General features: G+C 70.7%; 20 protein-coding genes. 14 read left to right on the top strand and 6 right to left on the bottom strand.

Annotated features, from left to right (window positions below):
* Positions 1-31 precede the first annotated feature (31 nt).
* On the bottom strand, positions 32-2,305 hold the full coding sequence (locus ACH4YL_RS33505) for an FdhF/YdeP family oxidoreductase (RefSeq protein ID WP_398511268.1): 2,274 nt from the start codon (positions 2,303-2,305) through the stop codon (positions 32-34).
* A 147-nt stretch (positions 2,306-2,452) separates the two neighbouring features.
* Here ACH4YL_RS33505 and polA point away from each other — a divergent pair, with 147 nt between their 5' ends.
* Positions 2,453-5,164: a DNA polymerase I gene (polA, locus tag ACH4YL_RS33500; RefSeq protein WP_398511267.1), complete on the top strand. Its 2,712-nt coding sequence runs from the start codon at positions 2,453-2,455 to the stop codon at positions 5,162-5,164.
* A 124-nt stretch (positions 5,165-5,288) separates the two neighbouring features.
* On the opposite strand, the gene ACH4YL_RS33495 is transcribed toward polA, so the two are convergent.
* Positions 5,289-6,110, bottom strand: a complete 822-nt coding sequence (locus ACH4YL_RS33495) for a DUF4184 family protein (RefSeq protein WP_398511266.1) — start codon at positions 6,108-6,110, stop codon at positions 5,289-5,291.
* Between the two features lie 212 nt (positions 6,111-6,322).
* Here ACH4YL_RS33495 and ACH4YL_RS33490 point away from each other — a divergent pair, with 212 nt between their 5' ends.
* The 3 genes from ACH4YL_RS33490 to ACH4YL_RS33480 all read left to right on the top strand — a co-directional run bounded on the left by ACH4YL_RS33490 (position 6,323) and on the right by ACH4YL_RS33480 (position 9,285).
* The gene (locus ACH4YL_RS33490; RefSeq protein WP_398511265.1) at positions 6,323-7,987 is read left to right on the top strand and encodes a lytic murein transglycosylase; all 1,665 of its coding nucleotides are present in this window, start codon (positions 6,323-6,325) and stop codon (positions 7,985-7,987) included.
* Between the two features lie 159 nt (positions 7,988-8,146).
* Positions 8,147-8,284 carry an SPW_0924 family protein gene (locus tag ACH4YL_RS33485; protein ID WP_398511264.1) on the top strand — a complete coding sequence of 46 codons (138 nt, stop codon included), beginning with the start codon at positions 8,147-8,149 and terminating at the stop codon, positions 8,282-8,284.
* A gap of 11 nt (positions 8,285-8,295) precedes the next feature.
* Positions 8,296-9,285, top strand: coding sequence for a DUF3068 domain-containing protein (locus tag ACH4YL_RS33480; protein ID WP_398511263.1), 990 nt, complete (start codon positions 8,296-8,298; stop codon positions 9,283-9,285).
* Here ACH4YL_RS33480 and hrpB read toward each other — a convergent pair.
* Together hrpB and ACH4YL_RS33470 are read right to left on the bottom strand one after the other, a co-directional pair.
* Positions 9,275-11,734, bottom strand: coding sequence for an ATP-dependent helicase HrpB (gene hrpB / locus ACH4YL_RS33475; protein WP_398511289.1), 2,460 nt, complete (start codon positions 11,732-11,734; stop codon positions 9,275-9,277). The genes ACH4YL_RS33480 and hrpB overlap by 11 nt on opposite strands.
* 22 nt (positions 11,735-11,756) lie before the next feature.
* Complete coding sequence (locus ACH4YL_RS33470) at positions 11,757-12,575, bottom strand: class I SAM-dependent methyltransferase (RefSeq protein ID WP_398511288.1); 819 nt, start codon at positions 12,573-12,575, stop codon at positions 11,757-11,759.
* 361 nt (positions 12,576-12,936) lie between these two features.
* Between ACH4YL_RS33470 and rpsA the strand changes: the two genes are divergently transcribed.
* On the top strand, positions 12,937-14,439 hold the full coding sequence (rpsA, locus tag ACH4YL_RS33465) for a 30S ribosomal protein S1 (protein ID WP_398511262.1): 1,503 nt from the start codon (positions 12,937-12,939) through the stop codon (positions 14,437-14,439).
* 87 nt (positions 14,440-14,526) lie between these two features.
* Here the strand turns inward: rpsA and ACH4YL_RS33460 are convergent, their stop codons facing one another.
* The gene (locus tag ACH4YL_RS33460) at positions 14,527-15,486 is read right to left on the bottom strand and encodes a right-handed parallel beta-helix repeat-containing protein (RefSeq protein ID WP_398511261.1); all 960 of its coding nucleotides are present in this window, start codon (positions 15,484-15,486) and stop codon (positions 14,527-14,529) included.
* A 259-nt stretch (positions 15,487-15,745) separates the two neighbouring features.
* On the opposite strand from ACH4YL_RS33460, the gene ACH4YL_RS33455 reads away from it, so the two are divergent.
* From ACH4YL_RS33455 to ACH4YL_RS33445, 3 genes are all read left to right on the top strand, one after another.
* Entirely contained in the window at positions 15,746-16,684 is a 939-nt protein-coding gene (locus ACH4YL_RS33455; RefSeq protein ID WP_398511260.1) for a PAC2 family protein, read from the top strand.
* Positions 16,685-16,715: 31 nt separating this feature from the next.
* Positions 16,716-17,324 (top strand): dephospho-CoA kinase, encoded by a 609-nt coding sequence (gene coaE, locus ACH4YL_RS33450; RefSeq protein WP_398511259.1) that lies wholly within the window; start codon positions 16,716-16,718, stop codon positions 17,322-17,324.
* A gap of 141 nt (positions 17,325-17,465) precedes the next feature.
* Positions 17,466-17,834, top strand: a complete 369-nt coding sequence (locus ACH4YL_RS33445; protein WP_398511258.1) for a tetratricopeptide repeat protein — start codon at positions 17,466-17,468, stop codon at positions 17,832-17,834.
* 21 nt (positions 17,835-17,855) lie between these two features.
* On the opposite strand, the gene ACH4YL_RS33440 is transcribed toward ACH4YL_RS33445, so the two are convergent.
* Entirely contained in the window at positions 17,856-18,125 is a 270-nt protein-coding gene (locus ACH4YL_RS33440) for a DUF6343 family protein (RefSeq protein WP_398511257.1), read from the bottom strand.
* A gap of 58 nt (positions 18,126-18,183) precedes the next feature.
* Between ACH4YL_RS33440 and ACH4YL_RS33435 the strand changes: the two genes are divergently transcribed.
* From ACH4YL_RS33435 to ACH4YL_RS33410, 6 genes are all read left to right on the top strand, one after another.
* Entirely contained in the window at positions 18,184-19,317 is a 1,134-nt protein-coding gene (locus tag ACH4YL_RS33435) for an ADP-ribosylglycohydrolase family protein (RefSeq protein WP_398511256.1), read from the top strand.
* A gap of 19 nt (positions 19,318-19,336) precedes the next feature.
* A complete protein-coding gene (locus tag ACH4YL_RS33430; RefSeq protein ID WP_398511255.1) occupies positions 19,337-20,254 on the top strand; it encodes an acyltransferase domain-containing protein in 918 nt (305 codons plus the stop codon).
* Positions 20,255-20,413: 159 nt separating this feature from the next.
* Positions 20,414-20,863 carry a DoxX family protein gene (locus tag ACH4YL_RS33425; protein ID WP_398511254.1) on the top strand — a complete coding sequence of 150 codons (450 nt, stop codon included), beginning with the start codon at positions 20,414-20,416 and terminating at the stop codon, positions 20,861-20,863.
* Positions 20,864-20,989: 126 nt separating this feature from the next.
* On the top strand, positions 20,990-21,925 hold the full coding sequence (locus tag ACH4YL_RS33420; protein ID WP_398511253.1) for a slipin family protein: 936 nt from the start codon (positions 20,990-20,992) through the stop codon (positions 21,923-21,925).
* Positions 21,926-22,094: 169 nt separating this feature from the next.
* Positions 22,095-24,989, top strand: coding sequence for a DEAD/DEAH box helicase (locus tag ACH4YL_RS33415; protein WP_398511252.1), 2,895 nt, complete (start codon positions 22,095-22,097; stop codon positions 24,987-24,989).
* Positions 24,986-26,251 carry an SWIM zinc finger family protein gene (locus ACH4YL_RS33410; RefSeq protein ID WP_398511251.1) on the top strand — a complete coding sequence of 422 codons (1,266 nt, stop codon included), beginning with the start codon at positions 24,986-24,988 and terminating at the stop codon, positions 26,249-26,251. The genes ACH4YL_RS33415 and ACH4YL_RS33410 overlap by 4 nt, the downstream gene beginning before the upstream one ends.
* Positions 26,252-26,296: the final 45 nt, after the last annotated feature.

The following is a 26,296-nucleotide window of genomic DNA, read 5'->3' as shown; positions in this document are numbered from 1 at the left end:
TTAGACCGGTGGTCTCATTCCCCGAGCCCGGTCACCGGCCGTGCTCGAACCGCACGACCACCGACTTGCTCACCGGTGTGTTGCTGGTGTCGGCGGTGGAGTCCAGCGGCACGAGCACATTCGTCTCCGGGTAATAGGCGGCCGCGCAGCCCCGGGCGGTCGGGTAGTGCACCACACGGAAACCGGGCGCCCGCCGCTCCACCCCGTCCTTCCACTCACTGACCAGATCGGTGTACGAGCCGTCCGCCAGGCCCAGCTCCCGGGCGTCGTCGGGGTGCACCAGAACGACCCGGCGGCCGCCCTTGATGCCGCGGTAGCGGTCGTCGAGGCCGTAGATCGTGGTGTTGTACTGATCGTGCGAGCGCAGGGTCTGCAGCAGCAGCCGGCCCTCGGGCACCTTCGGGTACTCGACCGGCGCCGCCGTGAAATTCGCCTTGCCGGTGGCGGTCGGGAAGCGTCGCTCGTCGCGCGGCGCGTGCGGCAGGGTGAAACCGCCGGGACGCGCGATCTTCGCGTTGAAATCCTCGAAGCCGGGCACCACGCGCGCGATGCGGTCGCGGATCGACCCGTAGTCCTTCTCGAACTCCTCCCACGGCGTCGTCGACGCCGGGCCCAGCACCGCCCGCGCCAGCCGGGCGACGATCGCCGGCTCGGACAGCAGATGAGGGCTCGCCGGGGTGAGGTTGCCGCGGGAGGCGTGCACCATGCCCATCGAGTCCTCGACGGTGACCACCTGCCGGCCGCCCGCCTGCACATCCTTGTCGGTGCGACCGAGGGTGGGCAGGATCAGCGCCCGCGTGCCGGTGACGGCGTGCGAGCGGTTCAGCTTGGTCGACACATGGACGGTGAGACGGGCCTTGCGCATGGCCGCCTCGGTGACCTCGGTGTCCGGCGTCGCGGCGACGAAGTTGCCGCCCATCGCGAAGAAGACCTTCGCTTCACCGTCGCGCAGCGCCTGGATGGACCGTACGACGTCGAAGCCGTGGTGGCGCGGCGGAGCGAAGCCGAACTCCTTCTCCAGCGCGTCCAGGAATCCCTGCGCGGGCCGCTCGAAGATGCCCATCGTGCGGTCGCCCTGGACATTGGAGTGCCCGCGCACCGGACAGACGCCGGCACCGGGACGGCCGATGTTGCCGCGCAGCAGAAGGAAGTTGACCACTTCGCGGATGGTCGCCACCGCGTGCTTGTGCTGGGTCAGGCCCATCGCCCAGCACACGATGGTGCGCTCGGACGCCAGCACCATCTTCAGCGTCTGCTCGATCTCCGCCCGGTCGAGGCCGGTCGCGGCGAGCGTCTCGTCCCAGTCGGCGGCCCGCGCGGCGGAGGCGAACTCCTCGTACCCGTGGGTGTGTTCGCCCACGAACTCCTCGTCGACGGCGCCTTCCGTCTCGACGATCAGCTTGTTCAGCAGCCGGAACAGGGCCTGGTCGCCGCCGATGCGGATCTGCAGGAAGAGATCGTTGAGCGCGACGCCCTTGAACATGCCCTGCGGAGTCTGCGGGTTCTTGAACCGCTCAAGTCCCGCTTCCGGCAGCGGATTCACCGAAATGATCTTCGCGCCCGCGGCCTTCGCCTTCTCCAGCGAGCTGAGCATCCGCGGATGGTTGGTGCCCGGATTCTGCCCCGCGACGATGATCAGATCCGCCTGGTGCATGTCCTCCAGCGAGACGCTGCCCTTGCCGATGCCGATCGTCTCGTTCAGCGCCGAGCCGGACGACTCGTGGCACATGTTCGAGCAGTCGGGAAGGTTGTTGGTGCCGAACTCGCGGGCGAAGAGCTGGAGCAGGAACGCCGCTTCGTTGCTGGTACGGCCCGAGGTGTAGAAGAGCGCCTCGTCCGGTGACTCCAGCGCCGTGAGCTCCTCGGCGATGATCGCGAAGGCCCGCTCCCAGGTCACCGCCTCGTACTGGTCCGCGCCCTCCGGCAGATACATCGGCTGTGTGATCCGGCCCTGCTGGCCCAGCCAGTAACCACTGCGCGAGGCGAGGTCGGCCAGCGGGTGCGCCGCGAAGAACTCGGGCGTGACCCGGCGCAGCGTGGCCTCCTCGGCGACCGCCTTCGCCCCGTTCTCACAGAACTCCGCCGTGTGCCGGTGGTCGCCCTCCGGCCAGGCGCAGCCAGGACAGTCGAAGCCGTTCTTCTGGTTGACCTTGAGCAGGGTCTGAGCGGTACGGCGCACGCCCATCTGCTGCTGGGCAATGCGCAGCGTGTGGCCGATCGCGGGAAGCCCGGCAGCCGCGTGCTGAGGTGCCGCGACCTGCGGTGCGTCCTGGACCGGGTCACCTGTGGGCGGCTTGCTGGCCATCGCGCTCTCCCTCGAGCCTGCGGTTCTGCTTCTGCATTCCTGGTACATCTCCGATCCTGTCACGCGCCACCGACAACCGGGCCCGTGAGGTGCGGGGAAGGTGCACGGCGGTCAGGAATGTCAGTGGTCCGTGGCAGGATCGGACCCGTGGCTGAGACAGCATCGAAGAATCCCGCAGACAACCGACCGCGCCTGCTCCTCATGGACGGGCACTCCCTGGCGTACCGGGCGTTCTTCGCGCTGCCCGCGGAGAATTTCACGACCGCGACCGGCCAGCCGACGAACGCGATCTACGGCTTCGCGTCGATGCTGGCGAACACGCTGCGCGACGAGGCGCCCACGCACTTCGCCGTCGCGTTCGACGTGTCCCGCAAGACGTGGCGCTCGCAGGACTTTCCCGAGTACAAGGCGAACCGCTCCAGCACGCCGGACGAGTTCAAGGGCCAGGTCGAGCTGATCGGCGAGCTCCTGGACACCATGAACGCGGTGCGGTTCGCGGTGGACGGCTTCGAGGCGGACGACATCATCGCCACACTCGCCACCCAGGCCGAGGCGGCCGGCTTCGACGTGCTGATCGTCACCGGCGACCGCGACTCCTTCCAGCTGGTCAGCGAGCACACCACGGTGCTCTACCCGACCAAGGGCGTCTCCGAGCTGACCCGCTTCACACCGGAGAAGGTCCAGGAGAAGTACGGACTGACCCCGCAGCAGTACCCGGACTTCGCCGCCCTGCGCGGCGACCCGTCGGACAACCTGCCGGGCATTCCCGGCGTCGGCGAGAAGACCGCCACGAAGTGGATCAGTCAGTTCGGCTCGTTCGCTGAGCTGGTGGAGCGCGCCGACGAGGTCAAGGGCAAGGTGGGCCAGGCCCTGCGGGACCACCTTGAGGCCGTCAAGCTCAACCGCCATCTCACCGAGCTGGTACGGGACGTCGAGCTCCCGAAGGCCGTCGCGGAGCTGGAGCGCGCGCCGTACGACAGGGCCGGGCTGAAGGGGTTCCTGGACGTTCTGGAGATCCGTAACCCGAGCCTGCGCGAGCGGCTGCTCGCCGTCGACCCCGGTGCGGAGGAGGACCAGCCGCCGGCCCCGGCCGCCGGCGTCGAGCTGGACGGCTCGGTCCTCGGCACCGGCGAGCTCGCCCCCTGGCTCCAGGAGCACGGCACGCAGCCGCTCGGCGTCGCGATCGTCGACACCTGGGGTCTGGGCACCGGCAGCGTCACCGAGATCGCGCTCGCCACCGCCGCGGGCCCGGCCGCCTGGTTCGACCCCACCCAGCTGAACGAGGACGACGAGCAGGCCTTCGCAGGCTGGATCGCCGACCCGGACCGGCCGAAGGTCCTGCACAACGCCAAGGGCGTGATGCGGGTCTTCCCCGAGCACGGCTGGAGCGTCGACGGCGTCACCATGGACACCGCGCTCGCCGCCTATCTGGTCAAGCCCGGCCGCCGCTCCTTCGCGCTGGACGCGCTCGCCATCGAGTACCTCGGCCGCGAGCTCGCCCCGGCCGTGAGCGCCGACGGCCAGCTCGCCTTCGGCACGGACGAACAGGCCGAGGCCGAGGCCCTGATGACGCAGGCCCGCGCGGTCCTCGACCTCGGCGAGGCGTTCACGGCCCGGCTGATCGAGGTCGGCGCCGCCGATCTGCTGCACGATGTGGAGCTGCCGGTCTCCGAGCTGCTGGCCCGCATGGAGCGCCACGGCATCGCCGCCGACCGGGCCCATCTGGAGGCCATGGAGGTCCAGTTCGCGGGCGCCGTGCAGCAGGCGGTGAAGGAGGCGCACGCCGCCGTCGGGCACGAGTTCAACCTCGGCTCGCCCAAGCAGCTCCAGGAAGTCTTCTTCGGCGAGCTGAACCTTCCGAAGACCAAGAAGACCAAGACCGGCTACACCACGGACGCGGACGCCCTGGCCTGGCTGGCGGCCCAGACCGAGCACGAGCTGCCGGTCATCATGCTGCGCCACCGTGAGCAGGCCCGGCTGCGCTCCACGGTCGAGGGCCTGATCAAGACGATCGCCTCGGACGACCGGATCCACACGACCTTCAGCCAGACGGTCGCGGCGACCGGCCGCCTCTCCTCCACCGACCCGAACCTGCAGAACGTGCCGGTGCGCACCGACGAGGGCCGCGCCATCCGCCGCGGCTTCGTCGTCGGCGAGGGCTTCGAGTCGCTGATGACCGCCGACTACAGCCAGATCGAGCTCCGGGTGATGGCGCATCTCTCCGAGGACGAGGGCCTGATCGAGGCCTTCACCTCCGGCGAGGACCTGCACACCACCGTCGCGTCCCAGGTGTTCTCGGTGGAGCGGTCCGCCGTCGACGCCGAGATGCGCCGCAAGATCAAGGCCATGTCGTACGGACTGGCGTACGGCCTCTCGGCGTTCGGCCTCTCGCAGCAGCTGAACATCGATGCGGGCGAGGCCCGTGGCCTGATGGACACCTACTTCGAGCGGTTCGGCGGGGTCCGCGACTATCTGCGCCGCGTTGTGGACGAGGCCCGCGCCACCGGCTACACGGCGACGATGCTGGGCCGCCGCCGCTATCTGCCGGACCTGAACAGCGACAACAGGCAGCGTCGTGAGGCGGCCGAGCGGATGGCGCTGAACGCCCCGATCCAGGGCACCGCGGCGGACATCGTCAAGGTCGCCATGCTCAATGTGGACAAGGCGCTGCGGGAGGCGAAGCTCTCCTCACGGCTGCTGCTCCAGGTCCACGACGAAATCGTGCTGGAGATCTCGCCGGGCGAGCGCGAGCAGGCGGAGCAGCTGGTGCGCCGGGAGATGTCCGCGGCGGTGTCGCTGCGGGCGCCGCTGGATGTGTCGGTGGGCGTCGGCACGGACTGGCAGTCCGCGGCGCACTGAGCCGGCTGAGCCCTGGGCTCGCCCTGACCGGACCGTACGGCAGGCGAGCCCAGGGCTCAGGAATCTGGGCCCAGGATCTGGGCTCAGGGTCGGTTCTCGCCTGCGCTCTCAACTCCGCGACGGCTCAGACCCGTTCCACCGCGCGCCCACGCAGCCGCATTCCGGCTCCGTACACCATCAGACCCACCGCGAGTCCCGCGCCCGCCCCGAAGCAGGCCGTCGGGATGATGTCGAGCGGCGAGTCCGCCTGGCCGTAGTACGCGTACCAGCGCGCACACCGCTGTACGACGCCGAGGAGTACGCACCCTCCCAGCAGCCACACTGCGAGCAGCCGCCCTCGCCGGTCGAGCACCGGGACCGCCGCGGGTGGCGCGGTCGGCGCGGTCCGAGTTCGGCGGCGCAGCCCGGAGGCGGTGAACCAGCCGAGCGCCACCAGGGCGAGCGCCGAACTGCCGTACTGCGCGTACTGATAGAGCCGTAGCCCCGCCATCGACTCGTTGAGCACGGGCAACAGCCGTGTACCCCAACGGTCGTGGTGGGTGAAGGCGTCCCAGACGACATGCGTGAGCGCGCCCAGCACCGCCGAGACATAGAAACGCAGCACGAGCGCGGGCCTTGCGTCCGTGGGCCGGCCGCCGCCGCGCAGCCAGGCGTGCACCCGGCCCTGCCATGCGACGGGCAGCAGCGCCACCAGCGGCTCGCGCACCATCAGCCACAGGGCCAGCAGCGCCGCCGTGATGGCCACATCCACGGTCAGCACGCCGACCGGGGCATGAGTGAACTTTCCGAACTCCATGGCTCCCGGCACCGCGGTGGCCGCAAAGTACGTCATGTCCGGCGCGAACGACCCCATGACAAGCGCCGAGGCGAGCAACGGGCCGCGCGCTGTTCCGTCTCTGCGGATGCCCGGCAGGACCGCGGCGGCGTGGCTCAGCGTGAACGGCATACGTCGTGCCCCTAGGTCGTGTCCCACAGTGTTGCTGTTGATCAACAGCGCCCAGTATGCGGGACAGCGCCATTCCGGAATCTGGGCGTCCTGGAGGTGGCGAACTAGTGAAAACCGGTCAGGAGCTGGTGTCCTGGGGCTCGTAGTTGTCGTAGGGTCGCCTGAGTCATCGCGCTGGGGAGCGCGGGTCGCTCCGGGGAGGGAACAGACGTATGGCAGCGCAATTCGGCCGCCGGCTTCGCAGGGGAGCCATCACGACCGCCGCGGCAGCGGCCGCCGTGGCCGCCCTCTCCGCCTCCCAGGCCCCCGGCGCCCCGCCGGCGCCCGCCCCCTCGGGCGGCAGCCAGGAGGCTTCGGACGCGGCTCCGCCGCCCGGCACCGCGGTCACCGGCAACTCCCCGTACTACACGGACCTTCCACCGCTGAACACTCCGGACAAGCCGGCCACTTCCATCAATCTGCCGTCAGGTGCTGCGGAAGCGGGCATACCGGCCACCGTCCTCGCCGCGTACAAGCGGGCCGAGTCCACCATCGCGGCCTCGAACCCCGGCTGCCATGTGCCGTGGCAACTGCTCGCCGCGATCGGCAAGGTGGAGTCCGGCCAGGCGCGCGGCGGAAAGGTCGACGACAACGGCACCACGTTCTCGCCGATCCTCGGCCCGGTACTCAACGGCGTCGGCTTCGCGAACATCTCGGACACCGACGGCGGCCTGTACGACGGCGACACGGCGCACGACCGCGCGGTCGGCCCGATGCAGTTCATCCCGTCCACCTGGGCCCGCTGGGGCCAGGACGGCAACGGCGACGGACGCAAGGACCCGAACAACATCTACGACGCCGCGCTCGCCGCCGGACGCTATCTTTGCGCCGACGGCCGCGACCTGTCGGTCAAGGCCGACCTGGACCGCGCCATCCTCGGCTACAACCACTCGCGGGAGTACCTGCGTACGGTCCTGTCGTGGTTCGAGTACTACAAGCGCGGCACCCACGAGGTCCCGGACGGCTCCGGCGTACTGCCGGTCTCGAACGTGCCGGACAGTTCCGGCTCCACCGGGTCCAGCTCGCCCACGCCCTCCCCGGACAACTCCGGCAGCCCCAGCCCCAAGCCGACTCCCAGCCCGCCCAACCCCGGTGGCTCGCCCACGCCGACTCCGACGCCGTCCCCCACACCGACGCCGACTCCGACGCTGCCCGCCACCCGGATCGAGGACGCCGGCACCGGCGAACTGACCGCTATGGCGGGACGCGACTTCACCGGCCGCGTCAGCGTGCGGGTGAAGAACGCCCTCGGGCAGTCCGTCGCCAAGCAGGACGTGCGCTTCGAGATCGTCGGCGACACCCAGGCCCGCTTCACCGGCGGCAAGGTGAGCGTGGTCCTCCCCTCCGGCGCCAATGGAACGGTCACCGCGCCCGCGCTGCAGGCGGGCGAGAAGACCGGCGCGTTCACGGTGCGGGCCACGGTCGTGGGGCGCTCGGTGCCGGCCGTCGACTTCACCGCGACCGTCACGCCCCGTGTGGCCGACGCGATCGCCAGGACCGACGAGAAGGCCCTGACGTGCGTTCCTAACGCGGAGTTCGCCGACATCGTCGAGGTCAAGGCCACTTACCAGGGCGCCATCGCCTCGGGTGTCGCGGTCACGGCCACGATGATCACCGCCGCGGACAACCCGGCCGCCAACGACAAGGGCCCGTACTTCAAGGACGCCGAGGGCAAGACGGTCCGCACGCTCACGGACCTCAAGACCGACGCCGACGGCCTGCTGAAGCTCCCGAAGATCTTCGCGGACGACCAGACGGGCACGTTCATCCTGCGTCTCACCGCAGAAGGCGGCAAGAGCGTGGACATTCAGCTCACGGTGGCCGCGCCGGCCGCCTGACCCTCAGTACTCCCGCACCGCCCCTGTGCCGCCGGCCGGCACAGGGGCGCTGTCGTGTGTGGTGAAACGTGTTCTCATCTCGCGGCCGGATTGCTACGGTGCCCCCGCCCTGACGCCGTATCAGATCCCAACGGATCCGAGCTCCCCGGGAGGCCGAGCATGCGTGCTCTCGTCGCCGCCGCCATCGGGCTGGCCGCCGCCCTCGCTCTCGTGCTCACGATCTCGGCCGTCGGCGCGCCGCCCGGCGAGACCTCTCCCGAGCCGCTGCTGACCACCGTCCCCGGCCCCAAGAAGTAGGAGGCCAGCCCATGCGCCGCCGTGCGAGCCTCGTACTCCTCGCCCTCGCCGTCTTCTTCGCCGCGCTCTCACCGCTGCTGCGCTGGTACGCCTTCCCGCGGCTGGCGAAGATCCCGCCCGGCCAGTACCAGGAGATGGTGCTCGAGGCCAAGCCCGCGACCCTTCTCGACTACGGCACCCTTCAGGCGAAGGAGGTCGAGAAGGTCACCATCGTGCAGACGCTCAAGGGCAATGTGGAGGAGTCCGAGAAGATCGAGCGCAGCGCCGGCCGCGATGTCGTCGTCTGGGACGGGCTCTCCTACGTCCAGGGCCCTGACGGCAAGATGGTCTCCCAGATCCCGGAGCGCTACATCTTCGACGCCCACAGCCAGGCGCCGGTGCACGCCACCGGCGAAATGGTCGACGGCGACGCCGTCCGGCGCGAGGGCATCGAGTTCAAATGGCCCTTCCTCACGGAGAAGCGGGACTACGACTACTTCGACGCGCAGGCCCGTACGTCCGCCCCCATCCACTACAAGGGCACACAGAAGTTCCGCGGCCTCGACGTCTACTACTTCGAGCAGACGATCCCGTGGACGAAGGTGCCGTACCCGAAGAAGATGCCCATCCCCGGCGTCGACGCGACCACGCTGGAGAAGCAGACCGGCACCACCCGCTGGTACACGACGAAGCGCATGTTCTGGGTCGACCCGGTCACCGGAGCGCCGGTCAACGGCGAGGAAGTCCACAAGGAGGAGCTGCGCGGCGGCACTTTGCTCGGCGGCCGGGACAAGGTCACCGCGTTCGCCGGCCATGTGAAGATGCGCCCCGACTACATCGACTACACCGTCGACCTCGTCAAGTCCCAGCGGCAGCTGGTGCTGCTGATGACCTCGTACCTGCCCTGGAGCTTCCTGCTCCTGGGCGGCGGCTTCCTGGCGCTCGCCCTGGTCCTGGAGGCGCGCGGCCGACGACCGCAGGAGCCGGCGGCGGACCGCGAGCCGGAACCGGTCAGCGCTTGACCCCGCGTGTCGGCTCGGCCGTCGTCGGGTCCTCGGGCCAGGGGTGCTTGGGATAGCGGCCGCGCAGCTCCGCACGTACGGAGCGGTAGCCGGCCTTCCAGAAGGACGCCAGGTCCGCGGTGACGGCCGCGGGCCGGCCCGCCGGGGAGAGCAGATGGACCAGCACCGGCACGCCCGCGACCGTGGGCGTCTCGCGCAGGCCGAACAGCTCCTGGAGCTTCACCGCAAGTACGGGCTGCGCGCCGCCGTAGTCGACGCGGATACGGGAGCCGCTCGGCACCTCGATGCGTTCAGGTGCCAGTTGGTCGAGGCGGGCCGCGTCGCCGCCGGCCCACGGCAGCAGCCGCTGAAGGGCCTGGCCCGCCTGGACGCGGCCGAGATCGGACCGCTTGCGCGCCCGCGACAGCTCGGGCTCCAGCCACTCGTCCGGGTGCTCGAGCAGCGCCGCGTCCGACACGTCCGGCCACGGCGCGCCCAACTCCCGGTGCAGAAACGCCAGCCGCTCGCGCAGCCCCTCCGCGTCGCGGGTCCAGTGCAGCAGGCCGAGACCGTCGCGCCGCAGCCCGTCCAGCAGCGCGGCGCGGACGAGGGCGGGGTCCGGCGTTCTGAGAGGGCGTACGGAAAGCTCCACCGCACCCAGCCGCCGGACCTTCCGGGCGACGGCATCGCCGTCCTCCCAGTGCACCTCCTCGGCGTCGAGGAGCAGGTGGGCGGCGGCTGCGCGGGCCGTGTCCTCGTCGATGACGGCGGCGAGGCGGACCCGCGCGGATGCGGCGGTGGCGGGTCGGTCGGCGACGGCGACGGCAAGCCAGGGGGCGCTGCGCAGCCCTGAGCCGTCCGCAAGTTCGGCGCCTGTGCCGGAAGCCATGAGGAAGGCTCCTTCGCCGCGGGTGCGGGCCACCCGCTCGGGAAACGCGAGAGCGGTGACGAGTCCGGCGGCGTGGTCGTCGGAGGTGTTCGTCCGCGGCTGCTCCTCGGGCCCCGTACGGGCTCTGTCCAGCCGGGCCGCCTCCGCGCGCCAGCGAGCCGCATACGCGTCGCCGCCACGTCGGGCCGAGCGCCACGCCGCGGCCAAGTCGTCGCCGTAGTCCCGCGGTGGCTCCTCGCTCAGCAGTGCCACCACCTCCGCCGCCCGCCGTGCGCCCACCGCCGGTGCGCCGTCGACGAGTGCGCGAGCGAGGCGCGGGTGTACGCCCAACCGGGCCATCCGTGCGCCCCGTTCGGTCGCCCGGCCCTCCGCGTCGACCGCGCCGATCGCGAAGAGCACCGAGCGCGCCGCCGCAAGCGCGCCGGAAGGAGGCGCATCGAGCAGGGCGAGGTCCGTGGCCGACGGGTCGCCCCAGCACGCGGCCTGGAGCGCGAAGGCCGTCAGGTCCGCGACCTTGATCTCCGGTGCGGGGAACCGGACGAGGCGGCCGTCCTCCGCCTCGGACCAGCAGCGGTAGACCGTGCCCGGGGCCTCACGGCCGGCCCGGCCCGCGCGCTGGCGGGCCGCCGCCTGCGAGACCCGGACGGTGGTCAGCGCGCTCAGCCCTCGCGCGTGGTCCATCCGCGGCTCGCGCGCCAGGCCCGCGTCCACCACGATCCGTACGCCCGGCACGGTAAGCGACGACTCGGCCACCGACGTCGCCAGCACCACCCTCCGTACGCCCGTGGAGCCCGCGAGCACCGCGTCCTGCACCGCGGCCGGAGCGCGCCCGTGGACCTGGAGCACCTCGGCGCCGACGCCGCCCAACTGGCCCGCCACCCGGCCGATTTCACCCACTCCGGGCAGAAAACACAGCACATCGCCGGTACGCTCCGCGAGCGCCCGCCGGATCACCGAGGCCACATGGGTCAGCAGCGCAGGATCGACCCGCATGCCGTGCGGCGGCCGCACCGGCCTGGCCGGCGGCGCCCACACGGCCTCCACCGGGTGCGCGACGCCCTGCGCCTCGACCACCGGCGCATCGCCCAGCAGCCGCGCCCAGCCCGCGGCGTCAGTGGTCGCCGACGCCGCCACCAGCTTCAGCTCCGGCCGCAGTGCGGCACGTACATCCAGCAGAAACGCGGCCACGGTGTCCGCGTCGAGATGCCGCTCGTGGCACTCGTCGAGAATCACCACATCCACGCCGGCGAGCTCCTGGTCGCGCTGGAGCCGCTGCAACAGCACACCGGTGGTGACCACCTCGACGACCGTCTCGGCCGACACGGCACGCTCGCCGCGCACCGTGAAGCCGACGCGCCTGCCGACCTTCTCGCCGAGCAGCCACGCCATCCGCCGCGCGGCCGCCCGCGCCGCGATCCGGCGCGGCTCGGCGACCACGACCCGAGCGCCGCGCTCAGCCAGCACCAGCGGCACGAGGGTCGTCTTGCCGGTACCGGGCGGCGCGCACAGCACCGCGGCCCCGTGCTCGTCCAGCGCCCGCTCCAGCGCGGGCAGGGCGGTGCGTACGGGCAGCCGGTCCATGGCGTCTTCGCAGATCACTGCTTCAGTCTCGTACGCAGACGAAGATCGCCGTGCCCGGGATCAGATTCCCGCGCAGCGGAGACCAGCCGCCCCACTCCTGGTTGTTCCAGGCCGGCCACTCGGGCTCGACCAGATCCACCAGCCGAAAGCCTCCGGCCACCACGTCCCGCACCCGGTCGCCGATCGTCCGGTGGTGCTCCACATATACGGCGCGACCCCGCTCGTCCTGTTCGACATACGGAGTGCGGTCGAAGTACGAGGCGGCTACGCTCAGGCCCTCCGGGCCCGGCTCGTCCGGGAAGGCCCAGCGGATCGGGTGCGTGACGGAGAAGACCCAGCGCCCGCCCGGCCGCAGCACCCGCCGCACCTCGGAGAACACCTGCACCGGGTCCGCGACGAACGGCACCGCGCCGTACGCCGAGCACGCGATGTCGAAGGCGCCGTCCCGGAACGGCAGCGCACCGGCGTCCGCCTCCACCAGGGGGACCGCGACGCTTTCGGGGGCGTCGCCGATCCGCAGCGCGTGCTGGAGCTGGCGGTGCGAGAGGTCCAGGGCCACCGGACGTGCGCCCTGGGCGGCCAGCCAGCGTGAGCACTGGGCCGCGCCGGCGCCGATCTCCAGGATGTCCAGCCCCTTCAGCGACCCGGCGGGACCCAGCAGCCCGGCCTCTGCCTCGTCCAGCCCTTCGGGTCCCCATACAAAGCGGTCGTCGCCGAGAAACGGGCCGTGCTCGCTCTGGTACTCGTCCGCGTTCCGGTCCCACCAGCCCCGGCTGGCCCGGCTGCTCTCCGCGTCCCCGGCACTACGGCGAGTGGCTTCGGGCTCGAACTCTTGGATCATCTTCACCGTCGTTGTAGTTTGCGTGGAGCGCGACCAATGGCGGCCGTCGTGGCCTCCGCAAACATTAGTTGTGCCGGGAATGGGGTGATGCGCCCCGGGTGTGCGCCTTCGCGCATTGACCCTGTCCGGCTGCCCCCGTATGCTACAAGTTGCGCTGCGAGCCTGCGCGCCTCAGACGGAGCAGGCCGCGCTCGCGTCTGTATGTATGTCCCCTCGGTTCACGAGGCGCCCTCAGGCATGGTTCGTTCAGAAGCATGAGTGAGTCGGCGCTTCCTAGGCTGTCCGGCTTCTGCAGCTGCGATAAGGGCTCTCGGCGTAGCAGTACCTACGACTCACTGTCCGTACCGGAGCCCTTTCCCACATGACGAGCAGCACCGAGACCACCGCCACCACCCCGCAGGTAGCGGTCAACGACATCGGTAACGAGGAAGCCTTCCTCGCCGCGATCGACGAGACGATCAAGTACTTCAACGACGGCGACATCGTCGACGGCGTCATCGTGAAGGTCGACCGGGACGAGGTCCTGCTCGACATCGGTTACAAGACCGAAGGTGTCATCCCGAGCCGCGAGCTCTCGATCAAGCACGACGTCGACCCGAACGAGGTCGTCAAGGTCGGCGACGAGATCGAGGCCCTTGTTCTCCAGAAGGAGGACAAGGAAGGCCGCCTGATCCTCTCGAAGAAGCGCGCCCAGTACGAGCGTGCCTGGGGCACCATCGAGAAGATCAAGGAAGAGGACGGCATCGTCACCGGTACCGTCATCGAGGTCGTCAAGGGTGGTCTCATCCTCGACATCGGCCTCCGTGGCTTCCTGCCGGCATCTCTCGTCGAGATGCGACGTGTCCGCGACCTCCAGCCCTACGTGGGCAAGGAGCTCGAGGCGAAGATCATCGAGCTGGACAAGAACCGCAACAACGTGGTCCTGTCCCGCCGTGCCTGGCTTGAGCAGACCCAGTCCGAGGTCCGCCAGACGTTCCTCACGACCCTGCAGAAGGGTCAGGTCCGTTCCGGCGTCGTCTCCTCGATCGTCAACTTCGGTGCCTTCGTGGACCTGGGCGGCGTCGACGGTCTGGTTCACGTCTCCGAGCTCTCCTGGAAGCACATCGACCACCCCTCCGAGGTTGTCGAGGTCGGCCAGGAGGTCACCGTCGAGGTTCTCGACGTGGACATGGACCGCGAGCGTGTCTCCCTGTCGCTCAAGGCGACGCAGGAAGACCCGTGGCAGCAGTTCGCCCGGACCCACCAGATCGGCCAGGTTGTTCCCGGCAAGGTCACCAAGCTCGTTCCGTTCGGTGCGTTCGTGCGCGTCGACGAGGGCATCGAGGGCCTGGTCCACATCTCCGAGCTGGCCGAGCGCCACGTGGAGATCCCGGAGCAGGTCGTCCAGGTCAACGACGAGATCTTCGTCAAGGTCATCGACATCGACCTCGAGCGTCGCCGGATCTCGCTGTCGCTGAAGCAGGCCAACGAGTCCTTCGGTGCCGACCCGGCCTCGGTCGAGTTCGACCCGACGCTGTACGGCATGGCCGCGTCGTACGACGACCAGGGGAACTACATCTACCCCGAGGGCTTCGACCCGGAGACCAACGACTGGCTGTCTGGCTTCGAGACGCAGCGCGAGGCGTGGGAGACCCAGTACGCCGAGGCGCAGCAGCGCTTCGAGCAGCACCAGGCTCAGGTCATCAAGTCCCGCGAGGCCGACGAGGCCGCTGCTGCCGAGGGTGGCACCGCCGCTCCGGCCGGCGCCCCGGCGGGTGCCACCGGCGGTTCGTACTCCTCGGAGTCGGACGACAACTCCGGCGCCCTGGCGTCGGACGAGGCGCTGGCCGCCCTGCGCGAGATGCTGGCCGGCGGCCAGAGCTGACGCTCTGCCCCAGCTGGTGACTAGCTGAAAGTAAGGCCCGCTCCCTTTGGGGAGCGGGCCTTACCGCGTTCTGAGGTACGGGCACAGTCAGGGCGTGACGGGGATGTTCGTCAGGCCCTTGCCGCCGGTGACGGTGTTGCTCGCATAGACCGTCGTCGGGCAGCTGCCGCTGAAGTTGGTGACATTGACGGCCAGCCGCTTGTCGCCGCTCGCGCCGTTCAGATCGGACTTGTTGCCGCGGAACACGGTTCCGCAGCCCCAGCCGCTCTGCTGGGTGTGGGTCTCGTAGCCGTTGTTCGTGGTGTTCTTGCCGGTGTTGTTCTCGACGAGGACGTTGTTGCCTTTCACGTCGACCCAGGAGTCGTCGTAGTTGGCTCCGGTCAGGCCGCGGCCGTCGAAGGTATTGCCGATGATCTTCGCGCCAGTGGTGCCTTCCTTGATGTCGATCGCCTCGCCGCCGACGTCCGGGCCGATGATGTTGTTCAGGATCTGCGCGTTGTCGCTCTTGTCGGAGGTGCCGCCGGCGGAGCCGACGTACACGCCCTCGCCCATGCCCCTGCCGTTGTTGCCGGTGTCGTAGATCCGCGAGTTCTTGATGACGCCGTTGCGGCTGGACTTGCGGAAGTGGACGCCCTCCATGTCGAGGCCGTGCACGGTCACGGAGTCGATGACGACGCCATCGGCCGTGTCCGTCATGATCCCCTTCTGGCCGCCGGTCACGGTGATGCCCTTGACGGTCCAGTACGAGGCGCCGTTGAGGTGCAGTCCATAGCCGCCGCCCGCCGTGAGCACGGCCTTCGACGAACCGGTCAGCGTGATCCGGTTGGAGGAGGTGCCGGCCGCGGTGGTCTTGAAGTTCCCGGTGTACGTGCCGTCCGCGAGCTGGATCGTGTCGCCGGGCCTGGCGGCGGTGAGAGCGGCCTTCAGCTCCGCGGCCGTGGTCACATCGATGACCGCGGCTGCTTTCGCGGGCGTGGCGAGCAGCGCCAGGCCTCCTGTCGCGATGACGCCGGACAGCAGGGCGGGGAGCAGCTTTCGAGTACGCATGTGGGGGTCGCCTTCCCGGTGAGGGGATTTCTCATATGTGAACGATGGGCGAGGTTCTGAACGCACGAGCTGCCCCGTGACGGTAGGGACGGCCTCCGGACCTGTCAAGGTCCGGACCAAAAGGCGTCGCTGCAAGGGGACTTGGCCTGCGTCCGGATCGCGAACTGGGCCTCTGCTTCCCGGTGTTCGTTCCGTACGAGGGGAATGCCGGTGCGTCACCACGCGTTCTTGTCTAGGAACACGAGGAGGAGCGGTAATCGTGCTTGATCCGCAGGATTTGTACGAATGGGAGCCCAAGGGCCTCGCGGTCGTCGACATGGCTCTCGCGCAGGAAACAGCCGGCCTGGTGATGCTGTACCACTTCGACGGCTACATGGACGCGGGTGAGACCGGCGACCAGATCGTCGACAACCTGTTGGACACGCTGCCGCACCAAGTGGTGGCCCGCTTCGACCACGACCGGCTGGTGGACTACCGCGCCCGCCGCCCGCTGCTGACGTTCCGGCGTGACCGCTGGACCGCGTACGAGACACCGGGCATCGATGTCCGGCTGGTCCAGGACGCCACCGGCGCGCCCTTCCTGCTGCTGTCCGGACCCGAGCCGGACGTCGAGTGGGAGCGCTTCGCGGCCGCCGTCGGGCAGATCGTCGAGCGCCTCGGAGTGCGGCTCTCGGTGAACTTCCACGGCATCCCGATGGGCGTCCCGCACACCCGCCCAGTGGGCCTGACTCCGCACGGCAACCGCACGGACCTCATGCCGGGCCACCTCAGCCCCTTCGACGAGGCACAGGTGCCGGGCAGCGCGGAGTCGCTGGTCGAGTTCCGCCTGATGCAGTCGGGCCATGACGTCCTGGGCGTTGCGGCGCATGTGCCGCACTATGTCGCCCGCTCCTCCTACCCGGACGCCGCGCTGACCGCCCTGGAGGCGATCACCGCCGCGACGGGCCTGGTCCTGCCGGCCGTCGCGCACTCCCTGCGCACCGAGGCGCACCGCACGCAGAACGAGATCGAGCGCCAGATCGGCGAGGGCGACGAGGAGCTGGTCGCCCTGGTGCAGGGCCTTGAGCACCAGTACGACGCGGTGGCGGGCGCGGAGACCAGGGGCAGCCTGGTCGCGGAGCCGGTGGATCTGCCGTCCGCGGACGAGATCGGCCTCGAGTTCGAGCGCTTCCTCGCGGAGCGCGAGGGCGACGCGTAACCGAACGGGAGCAGGGCCTAGGCTGCCGGTCATGCTGAAGGTGGGCCTGACCGGCGGAATCGGTGCCGGCAAGAGCGAAGTCTCCCGGCTGCTCGAGTCGTACGGAGCCGTACTGATCGACGCCGACAAGATCGCCCGCGAGGTCGTCGAGCCCGGAACTGCCGGGCTCGCGGCCGTCGTCGAAGCCTTCGGCCCGGACATCCTGACCGCCGAAGGCAACCTGGACCGGCCGAAGCTCGGCTCGATCGTCTTCGCCGACGCGGACCGCCTGGCCACGCTCAACGCGATCGTGCACCCGCTGGTGGGCGCGCGCTCCCAGGAGCTGGAGAAGGCCGCGGGCCAGGACGCCGTGGTGATCCACGACGTACCGCTGCTCACCGAGAACAACCTGGCCGCCTTCTACGACCTGGTGATCGTCGTGGACGCATCGCCCGAGACCCAGCTGGACCGGCTGGTACGGCTGCGCGGAATGACGGAGCAGGAGGCCGGGGCGCGGATGGCGGCCCAGGCGACCCGCGAGCAGCGGCGGGCCATCGCGGACCTGGTCATCGACAACGACGGGCCGCTGGAGAATCTGGAACCCCAGGTCCACAAGGTCTGGGCGGAACTGACGAAGCGGGCGGCGGAGAGCTCCCGTTAGGGCCCGGGGGCACTGTCGGCCGCCCGTCAGGTTTCCGAGTACGACCCGGAAGACCCGCGGGACGTGCTGGTCGACGGCCTTTCGGAATACCGCTGCCCGGAGCTGTGTTGGAACCCTGCAGCGAGGGGAAGGATGCTGACCGTGCCCAAGAGCAATCCGGAGACACACGTCATCGACTACCGCGCGGCGGAGCAGTTGCTCGCCGCGCGTGATCCGCGTGGAGCCGTGAAGCTGCTGGACTCGGTCATCGCCGCCCACCCGGAGAACACAGCCGCCCGTCTGCTGCGGGCCCGCGCCTTCTTCGCCGCGGCCCAACTGCGCCCGGCCGAGCTCGAGTTCGAGATGGTCCTGGAGCGCGAGCCGGACAACGCCTTCGCGCACTTCGCGCTGGCCCGTACCTACGAACGCGCGGGCCGGCCCGAACAGGCCCAGCGCCACTTCCGGCTGGCGGCGGCGCTCGACCCGAAGCCGGAGTATCTGAAGGCCGCCCGCTTCGACACGGGAGCCTGAGGACTCGGGCGGGAGCCGGCGCTAGCGCCGAGGGCCGCCGTGGTCCGGTTCGTACGGCGGTATGTCACGGCCCGGCTGATAGTGCGGCCCCTGCCGGATATGGCGCAGGACCAGAGACAGATCGACGGTGACGATCAGCAGCAGCACACCGCAGGCCGCCGCCCAGCCGGGGCGCGCCGCCAGCGCGAAGGCGGCCGTTCCCGCTGCGGCCCAGATCAGGCCCCATACACTCAGCCAGAACCGCATCCGCAGGGGACTGCGTGCAGTTGTCGGTTCACTCCCAGTGCGCATGGCAATCGCATCTCCCACTCAAGGATGCACCCGGACCCGACGTCGAGGAGCCGAGCAAGTGGACAAGCAGTCATGGGAGAGCACGGCCGTCCGCCGGGCCAGGATCCGGGGGTGTCTGGTCGCCGGGGCGGTCGGCGACGCCCTGGGCAATCCCGTGGAGTTCCTCTCTCTGGACGCGATCCGCAGGACCTACGGCGAGCACGGCGTGACGGGACTCGTGCCGGACGCCGAGGGCGTGACCGGGCGGATCACGGACGACACCCAGATGACGCTGTTCACGGTCGAGGGCCTCGTCCGCGCGCGGGCCAGAGCGGCAAGCAAGGGCACCGGCGGCGCCGAGACCGCCTGTGTGCGCAATGCGTACCAGCGATGGCTGGACACACAGACCAATCCGGCGCCGCCGCCGCGGGCGGAGAACGACGTCGTCAGGACGGGATGGCTGCGGGAGCAGCCGTTTCTGTATGCGCGCCGCGCGCCCGGCAATGCGTGTCTGAGCGGGCTCGCGCAGCAGTATGTGCCCGACCCGAGGCGCGAGTTGGGCGATCCGGGGCCGGTGAACACCGCGTCGAAGGGATGCGGCGCCGTGATGCGGTCCGCGCCGTTCGGGCTCGTCGGCGCGCCGCCGCGGGTGGCCTTCGAGCTCGCAGCACACTGCGCGCAGATCACACACGGCCATCCGACCGGGTACTACGCGGCGGGCGCGTTCGCCGCGATCATCGCTCATCTGCTGGAGGGCGACTCCGCCGAAGGGGCCGTACTGCGCGCCATGGAGCTGCTGCGCGGCTACCGCAACCACGAGGAGACGCACACGGCCCTGCGGGCCGCCGTCGGCCTGGCCGCGGCGGGCGGCGGGCCGACCGCCGAGAAGGTGGAGACGCTCGGTGCGGGCTGGGTCGCGGAGGAGGCCCTCGCCATGGCCGTCTACTGTGCGCTCGCCGGTACGAAGGACGTGGCCGAGGCTCTGCTGCTCTCCGTCAACCACTCGGGCGACAGCGACTCGACGGGTGCGATCTGCGGCAATCTCCTCGGCGCGCAGTACGGCGGGGTGCAACTGCCAGCATCCTGGGTGGTGTTGACCGAGGGGCGGGGCGTCGTCGCCGAGCTCGCGGAGGACCTCTCCCTGCAGATCGAGCAGGCCGCCGCGGGACACGGCGAACCGGTGCACCCGTACGACAGATATCCGCACAACTGACCCGGAGGGGGAGTCGCACGTGACAAGCGCGTGGGCGGAGCTGCCCGAAGCGGACGATCTGGCGGAGTCGCTGTTGGATCTGGCGGTGCCGCACGAGGACATCAACGAACTCCTCGCGCTGCGCGGCCGGATGACGGCCGATCCCTTGCTGCGGCGGACCCTGGAGGCGAGCGTCCGGGAGCTCGTGCGGGACATGGGGAAGATCGACGGCCGCTGGGAGGCGCCGAGAAGCGACGATCACCCGGGCCCGACCGGTCGCTATCTGCCGGTGTTCGTACTGCTCGCCGCGCTCCCGCAGATCCGGGCGTACCACCGTGAGCGGTCCGTTCCGGCCGATGTCTCCCGCCGCACACTCGCCGACCTCGGCCGCCAGATGGCCGTGCACCGCAGGCGGCGCGGCACGGGCGGGCTGCTGATACCGGGCTGGCTCGGCCTGCACTTCCGCGGCGAGATCTACCAACTGGGGCGGTTGCAGTTCGAGCGCTCCCGGCTCAGCAGCCGTACCGGCGCGGCCGTACGGGCGGCCGGACTGCCGCTCGGGCCCGGGGACTTCGTACTGGACATGCACATTCCGGACTTCCTGGGGCCGATCACACCCGAGGCCTGCAACCGGTCGCTGGACCGGGCCCGGGAGTTCTTCGCGCGGCACTTCCCGGCGGAGCGCTATCGCGTGGCCACCTGCCACTCCTGGCTGCTCGATCCGCAGCTCGCCGAGTATCTGCCGAAGGACTCCAACATTCGCCGTTTCCAGGACCGGTTCCGGCCCGCGTACGAGGAGAAGGAGGCCGACGACGAGAGCCCGGTGGCCTTTGTCTTCGGCGATCCCGAGGTGCCGCCGGTCGCGCTGCCGCGGCGCACCAGCCTGGAGCGGGCCATCGGTGACCATCTTCGGGCGGGCCGTCACTGGTACGGCGGGCACGGCTGGTTCGAGCTCTGAGCGATTTGCCGGCGTGAGCTCTGAGCGGTTCGAGCTCTGGGGTTCGAGAACGGGACCTGAAAGAGCCGAAATTCGTGTGCGGGCGAGCGATGAGTCCGCCGCGCCCTCCCGGTCTACCTCCTCGAAAGCGCTACGGACCGCAAACCGGAGGAGACCACCATGTCCGCCACGAACACCGCCGCCACCGCGAGCACCGCCCCCGCCGCCGTTACCGGAACGCATCTGAGCCGCCGCGCGGACATTGCCACGCGCGCGCTCCAGATAGTGCTCGCACTCTTCATGGGCGTCGCGAGCGCGGCCCCCAAGCTGGTCGGCCACTCCTCCGCGGCGGAGTCCTTCGACAAGATCGGCTACGGCGACTGGTTCATGTATCTGATGGGCGGTCTGGAGCTGGCCGGCGCGGTCGCGCTGCTCATCCCGATCCTCTCCGGAGTCTCGGCGATCGCCTTCATGGGCCTGATGATCGGCGCGTTCACCTATCAGGTGACCGTTTTCGACGGCCAGTACGCGATCACTCCTGTGATCCTCTTCTTCGTCTTCGCGGGGATCGCCTGGGCGCGGCGCAATCACACGGCTGACCTGGTCGCGCTCGTCCGCAAGCGCGTCTAGCCGAGGGGCGTCCGGCCCACTGCCGCGCCTCAGGAAAAGCCGCATCCGCCCAGGGTGCGGCCTTCCTGCATTCGCCCGGAATGGTGTGATAATGGAAATCCGGCTCGGACGGTAGGGGGTGCCCTGATGGTCGAGGAGCTGGTGGTCGCGGTGGTGTCCGCCGCGTCCGCGGCGCTGGTGTACACAATGGCGGCGGCGAAGGTGGTCAAGCAGTACGAGCGTGGCGTGGTGTTCCGCCTCGGCCGGCTGCACGGAGGCGTGCGCGATCCGGGATTCACCATGATCGTTCCGGCCGTCGACCGGCTGCGCAAGGTGAACATGCAGATCGTGACCATGCCCGTGCCCGCCCAGGAAGGCATCACCCGGGACAACGTGACGGTCCGCGTGGACGCGGTCGTCTACTTCCGGGTGGTCGACGCCCCGAACGCGATCATCAACGTCGAGGACTACCGTTTCGCGGTCTCGCAGATGGCGCAGACGTCGCTGCGGTCGATCATCGGCAAGAGCGATCTGGACGATCTGCTGTCCAACCGGGAGAAGCTGAATCAGGGGCTGGAGTTGATGATCGACAGTCCGGCGATCGGCTGGGGTGTGCAGATCGACCGGGTGGAGATCAAGGACGTCTCGCTGCCCGAGGCGATGAAGCGGTCGATGGCGCGGCAGGCGGAGGCGGACCGGGAGCGGCGGGCCCGTGTGATCAACGCGGACGCGGAGCTCCAGGCGTCGAAGAAGCTGGCCGAGGCGGCCGGCGTGATGTCCAAGGAGCCGGCGGCACTTCAACTGCGGCTGCTCCAGACGGTGGTGGCCGTCGCGGCGGAGAAGAACTCCACGCTGGTGCTGCCCTTCCCGGTGGAGCTGCTCCGCTTCCTGGAGCGTGCTCAGATGCCCGTACCCCCGGAACAGGGCAGGGCGCAGGCGCCCGCGCCGGTGGTCGAGGCGGAGAAGCCGGACAAGTTCGAGACGTCGGCGCTGGAGTCGGAGTCGGAGTCGGAACTGGAGCTGGAGCTGGGCCCTCCGGCCGTTGACACGGAGCCGACCCATCCGCTGCCGCCCGCGGCGTGAGCCCGGGTCGGGCGCCGGGTGCTGGGCACCGGGCGCCGGGCGTTGGGTGCCGAGTGTCCGAGACCGGCGCTGACCAGCTGTGGAGCCCCGTTGTCAGACCCCGCCCGTAAGGTCGTAGATCGAGTACTCGAGTACTTCGTTACACGACCGGTGGGAGGGAGGTGACCCGGTGACGTCCGCGACGCCGTATTCGCCGCTGCACAGGTGTGCCGCCGTCTTCGTCCCGGCGGCGCTGCCGCGTGAGGGCCGGATCGCCTTCTGGGACCCCGCCGGCGAGCTGCTCCAGGACGCCACCGCCGAGATCACCGTCGTCCATGCGGCAGCCACCGTCGTCCACCAAGCGGATACCGCGGTCACCGCCGTCGACACGGCGGATCCCGTGGACACCGGCGTCCGCATCACGCCCGTGCCCGCCGTGCTGCTGCCCGTCGCCGAGGCCGTGCCGCTGCTGGCCCGCGCACGCCAGGACGCCGCCGCTCACCCCGCAGCGGCCTGCTGGGGAGCCGCCGCCCTGCACGCACTGCATCTGGTGGCCCGCGGCAGGCTGCTGCCCGGCCTGACCCCGACCGACCACGACGCCTGGCGCGCGGGCCCGCTGGACGCGGACGACATCGCTCAGCTGCGGGCCATCGCCGCCGCCATGCCGTACGAGGCGTATGCCACCCCGGTCGAGGGGCTGGGCCCGCCGCGGCTGCCCGACCCCGAAGCGCTGGTGCGGTCCTTCTTCGACGCGGTGGCCGACACGCTGCCGCGTACGCCCGCGGCGGCCCACGCGGCCGGAGCGCCGTTCGCGGCCGTCGCCGCGCAGTATCTGCCCGGAGCGCGGGAGTGGGCTGCTGAGGCGGCTGCGGGCATGGACGCGGGCGTGCGGGTCTCGCTGCGGCTCGACCTGTCGGCGTTCGAGCTCTTCGACACCGCGGACGGCAAGGCGGAGGAGGGTGCCGAGCGCAGTGCCGGAGCGGCCCTCGTCCAGGTGCACAGCCTCGCCGATCCGACTCTGGTCATCGACGCCGCCAGACTGTGGGCGGGCGACGGCGAGGAGCAGTTCGGCCCGCGCGCCAGGATCGACGCGGTACTGGCGCTGCGCCGCGCGGCCAGGGTCTGGCCGCCGCTCGCCCGGCTCCTCGAGCGGGCTGTGCCGGATGTGCTGTCGCTCACCGAGGACGAGTTGTACGAGCTGCTGGGACCGGGCGCGGCACGGCTGGCCGCCGCCGGAGTGGCCGTGCACTGGCCGAAGGAGCTGGCGCGCACGCTCTCCGCCGCCGCGGTCGTACGGCCCGCGCCAGGTTCGGCGACGGACGGCACCCCGTTCTTCGACAGCGAGGAACTGCTCAAGTTCAACTGGCAGTTGGCGCTCGACGGCGAGCCGCTGACCGAGCGCGAGATGGACGTGCTGGCCGAGTCGCACCGGCCGGTCGTGCGGCTGAGGGACCAGTGGGTGGTGGTCGACCCGGATCTCGTACGCAAGGCGCGCAAGCGGGAGTTGGGCCTGCTTCAGCCGGTCGACGCGCTGGCCGTGGCGCTGGCCGGGACGGCTGAGGTGGACGGCGAGACGGTGGAGGCCGTGCCGACGGGCACACTGGCGGCGCTGCGCGACCGGCTCACCGCCGGCGCCAAACCCCTGCCGCCGCCGGCCGGCCTCACCGCCACGCTGCGCGACTACCAGCTCCGCGGCCTGGCCTGGCTGGACCTGATGACCTCGCTCGGCCTCGGCGGCTGCCTCGCCGACGACATGGGCCTCGGCAAGACGGTGACGGTGATCGCCCTCCACCTCCACCGCGACCGTCCCGCGCCGACGCTGGTGGTCTGCCCGGCCTCGCTCCTCGGCAACTGGCAGCGGGAGATCGTCCGGTTCGCGCCCGGCGTGCCGGTCCGCCGCTTCCACGGCGCCGACCGCACCCTGGCCGACGCCGACGGCGGCTTCGTCCTCACCACGTACGGCACGATGCGTTCGAGCGCGGAGCGGCTGGCCGGACACACCTGGGGGATGGTCGTCGCCGACGAGGCGCAGCACGTGAAGAACCCGTTCTCGGCGACGGCCAGGGCACTGCGCACCATCCCGTCCCCCGCCCGTGTCGCGCTGACCGGCACCCCCGTGGAGAACAACCTCTCCGAGCTGTGGGCGCTCCTGGACTGGACGACCCCCGGCCTCCTCGGCCCGCTGAAGGCCTTCCGCTCGCGCCATGCCCGCCTGGTGGAGAACGGCGAGGACGAACACGCGGTGGAGCGGCTGTCCCGGCTGGTCCGGCCGTTCCTGCTGCGGCGCAAGAAGTCCGACCCGGGCATCGTGCCCGAACTGCCGCCCAAGACCGAGTCGGACCATCCCGTCGCGCTCACCCGCGAGCAGGCGTCGCTGTACGAGGCGGTGGTACGGGAGACGATGGCGGCGATCGCGGGCGCGGAGGGCATCGCGCGCCGCGGGCTGGTGATGAAGCTGCTCACGGACCTCAAGCAGATCTGCAATCACCCCGCGCAGTTCCTGAAGGAACACAGGACTGGGAACGCCGGGCCGGCGGTGGGGGTACGACTCGCCGGCCGCTCCGGGAAGCTCGCCCTGCTCGACGAGTTGCTGGAGACGATCCTGTCCGAGGAGGGCTCGGTCCTGATCTTCACCCAGTACGTTTCCATGGCCCGCCTGATCTCGGCGCACCTGACGTCCCAGGCGATCGGATCCCAACTCCTGCATGGGGGAACGCCGGTGGCGGAGCGCGAACGCATGGTGGACCGCTTCCAGTCCGGCGAGATTCCGGTCTTCGTGCTCTCGCTCAAGGCGGCCGGCACCGGTCTGAATCTGACCCGGGCAGGCCATGTCGTCCACTTCGACCGCTGGTGGAACCCGGCGGTTGAGGAGCAGGCCACCGACCGGGCCTACCGCATCGGCCAGACCCAGCCGGTGCAGGTCCACCGGCTGATCGCCGAGGGCACGGTGGAGGACCGGATCGCGGACATGCTCGCCTCGAAGCGGGCGTTGGCCGACGCGGTCCTCGGCTCCGGAGAGGCCGCGCTGACCGAGCTGACCGACCGCGAGCTGGCCGATCTCGTCTCCCTGCGGAGGCCGTCATGACACCGCGCGACCGCCGCGGCGGCTTCCCGCAGTCCGGGCACGACGACCGCAGGCGCACCTTCCCGGCGCTGGAGCCGCTCACGGGCGAGGAGTTCGCGTCCAGCTGGTGGGGGAACGCGTGGGTGGAGGCGCTGGAGGACACGGCGCTGGACGCCGCCAGGCTGGCCAGGGGCCGGGCGTATGCGGGCCGCGGCCATGTCGACGCGATCACGGTCACACCGGGACGCGTCATGGCGTACGTCCACGGCAGCCGACCGCGCCCGTACCGCACGGAGATCCGGCTGCGGACCCTCACCGACGACGACTGGGACGACTTCCTAGCCGCGGCCGCCGCCCGCCCCGACCACATCGCGGCGCTGCTCGACAAGGACGTGCCGCACGGGCTCGCGGCCGCGGTGGATCTGCTGCCCGCGCCGGGCGATCTGATCCCCGACTGCTCGTGCCCGGACGACGGTTACCCGTGCAAGCACGCGGCGGCGCTCTGCTACCAGACGGCGCGGCTGCTGGACGAGGACCCGTTCGTGCTGTTCCTGATGCGCGGGATGGGAGAGCGCGAGATCCTCGCCGCGCTCTCCCGGCGCAACGCCACCCGGTCGGCGGCCGAGCGCACCGCCGCCGCCACCGCGACGCCCATGCCGACGGTCCCCGCCCACGAGGCGCTCGCCGCACGTTCGCTCCTGCTCCTCCCGCCGCCCTTCCCCGTCCCCGCCCACCCGGGCCGCCCGCCGGCCTACCCGCACTCGCCCGGCGCGCCCGACCCGCTCGCGCTGGACCTGCTCGCCACCGAGGCCGCGGCCCGCGCCCATACGCTCCTCGCCACCGGCACCGATCCCACCGCGGAACTCAGCCCCTGGCAGGACGCGGTCCGGCTGGCCGCGGCCCATCCCGGCTCGGGGCTGACCGCGTCGACCCGCGCGCTCTACCGTGATCTCGCCGCCGCCACCGATCACAGCCCCACCGACCTCGCCCGCGCGGTGGCCGCTTGGCGGCAGGGCGGCCGGGCCGCCCTGGACGTACTGGAAGAGCCCTGGGATCCGCCGGCCGGCCCTTTCGACCGCGCCCGACCCGCCCTCATAGCGGCCGACTTCCCGCACTTCCGCCCTTGGCGCAACCACCTGTCGACGCGCTCGCTCCAGCTCCGCTTCGGCAGAGACGGACTCTGGTACGGCTACGAGTCGGACCCGGACCGCGAGGACTGGTGGCCCCGCGGCACCCCGGACGCCGACCCGGTGGGCGCGCTCACCGCACTCCTCGACAGGTGAGCGGCTAGGCTTCTACGGGGACCTGCCAACGGCCGAAGGAGGCCT

Origin of the sequence: Streptomyces sp. NPDC020681, assembly GCF_044334895.1 — a bacterium.
In the GTDB taxonomy this organism is placed as follows: domain Bacteria; phylum Actinomycetota; class Actinomycetes; order Streptomycetales; family Streptomycetaceae; genus Streptomyces.
Note: the sequence above shows the minus strand (reverse complement) of the source record. Positions and strands in the feature narration are given on the sequence as shown.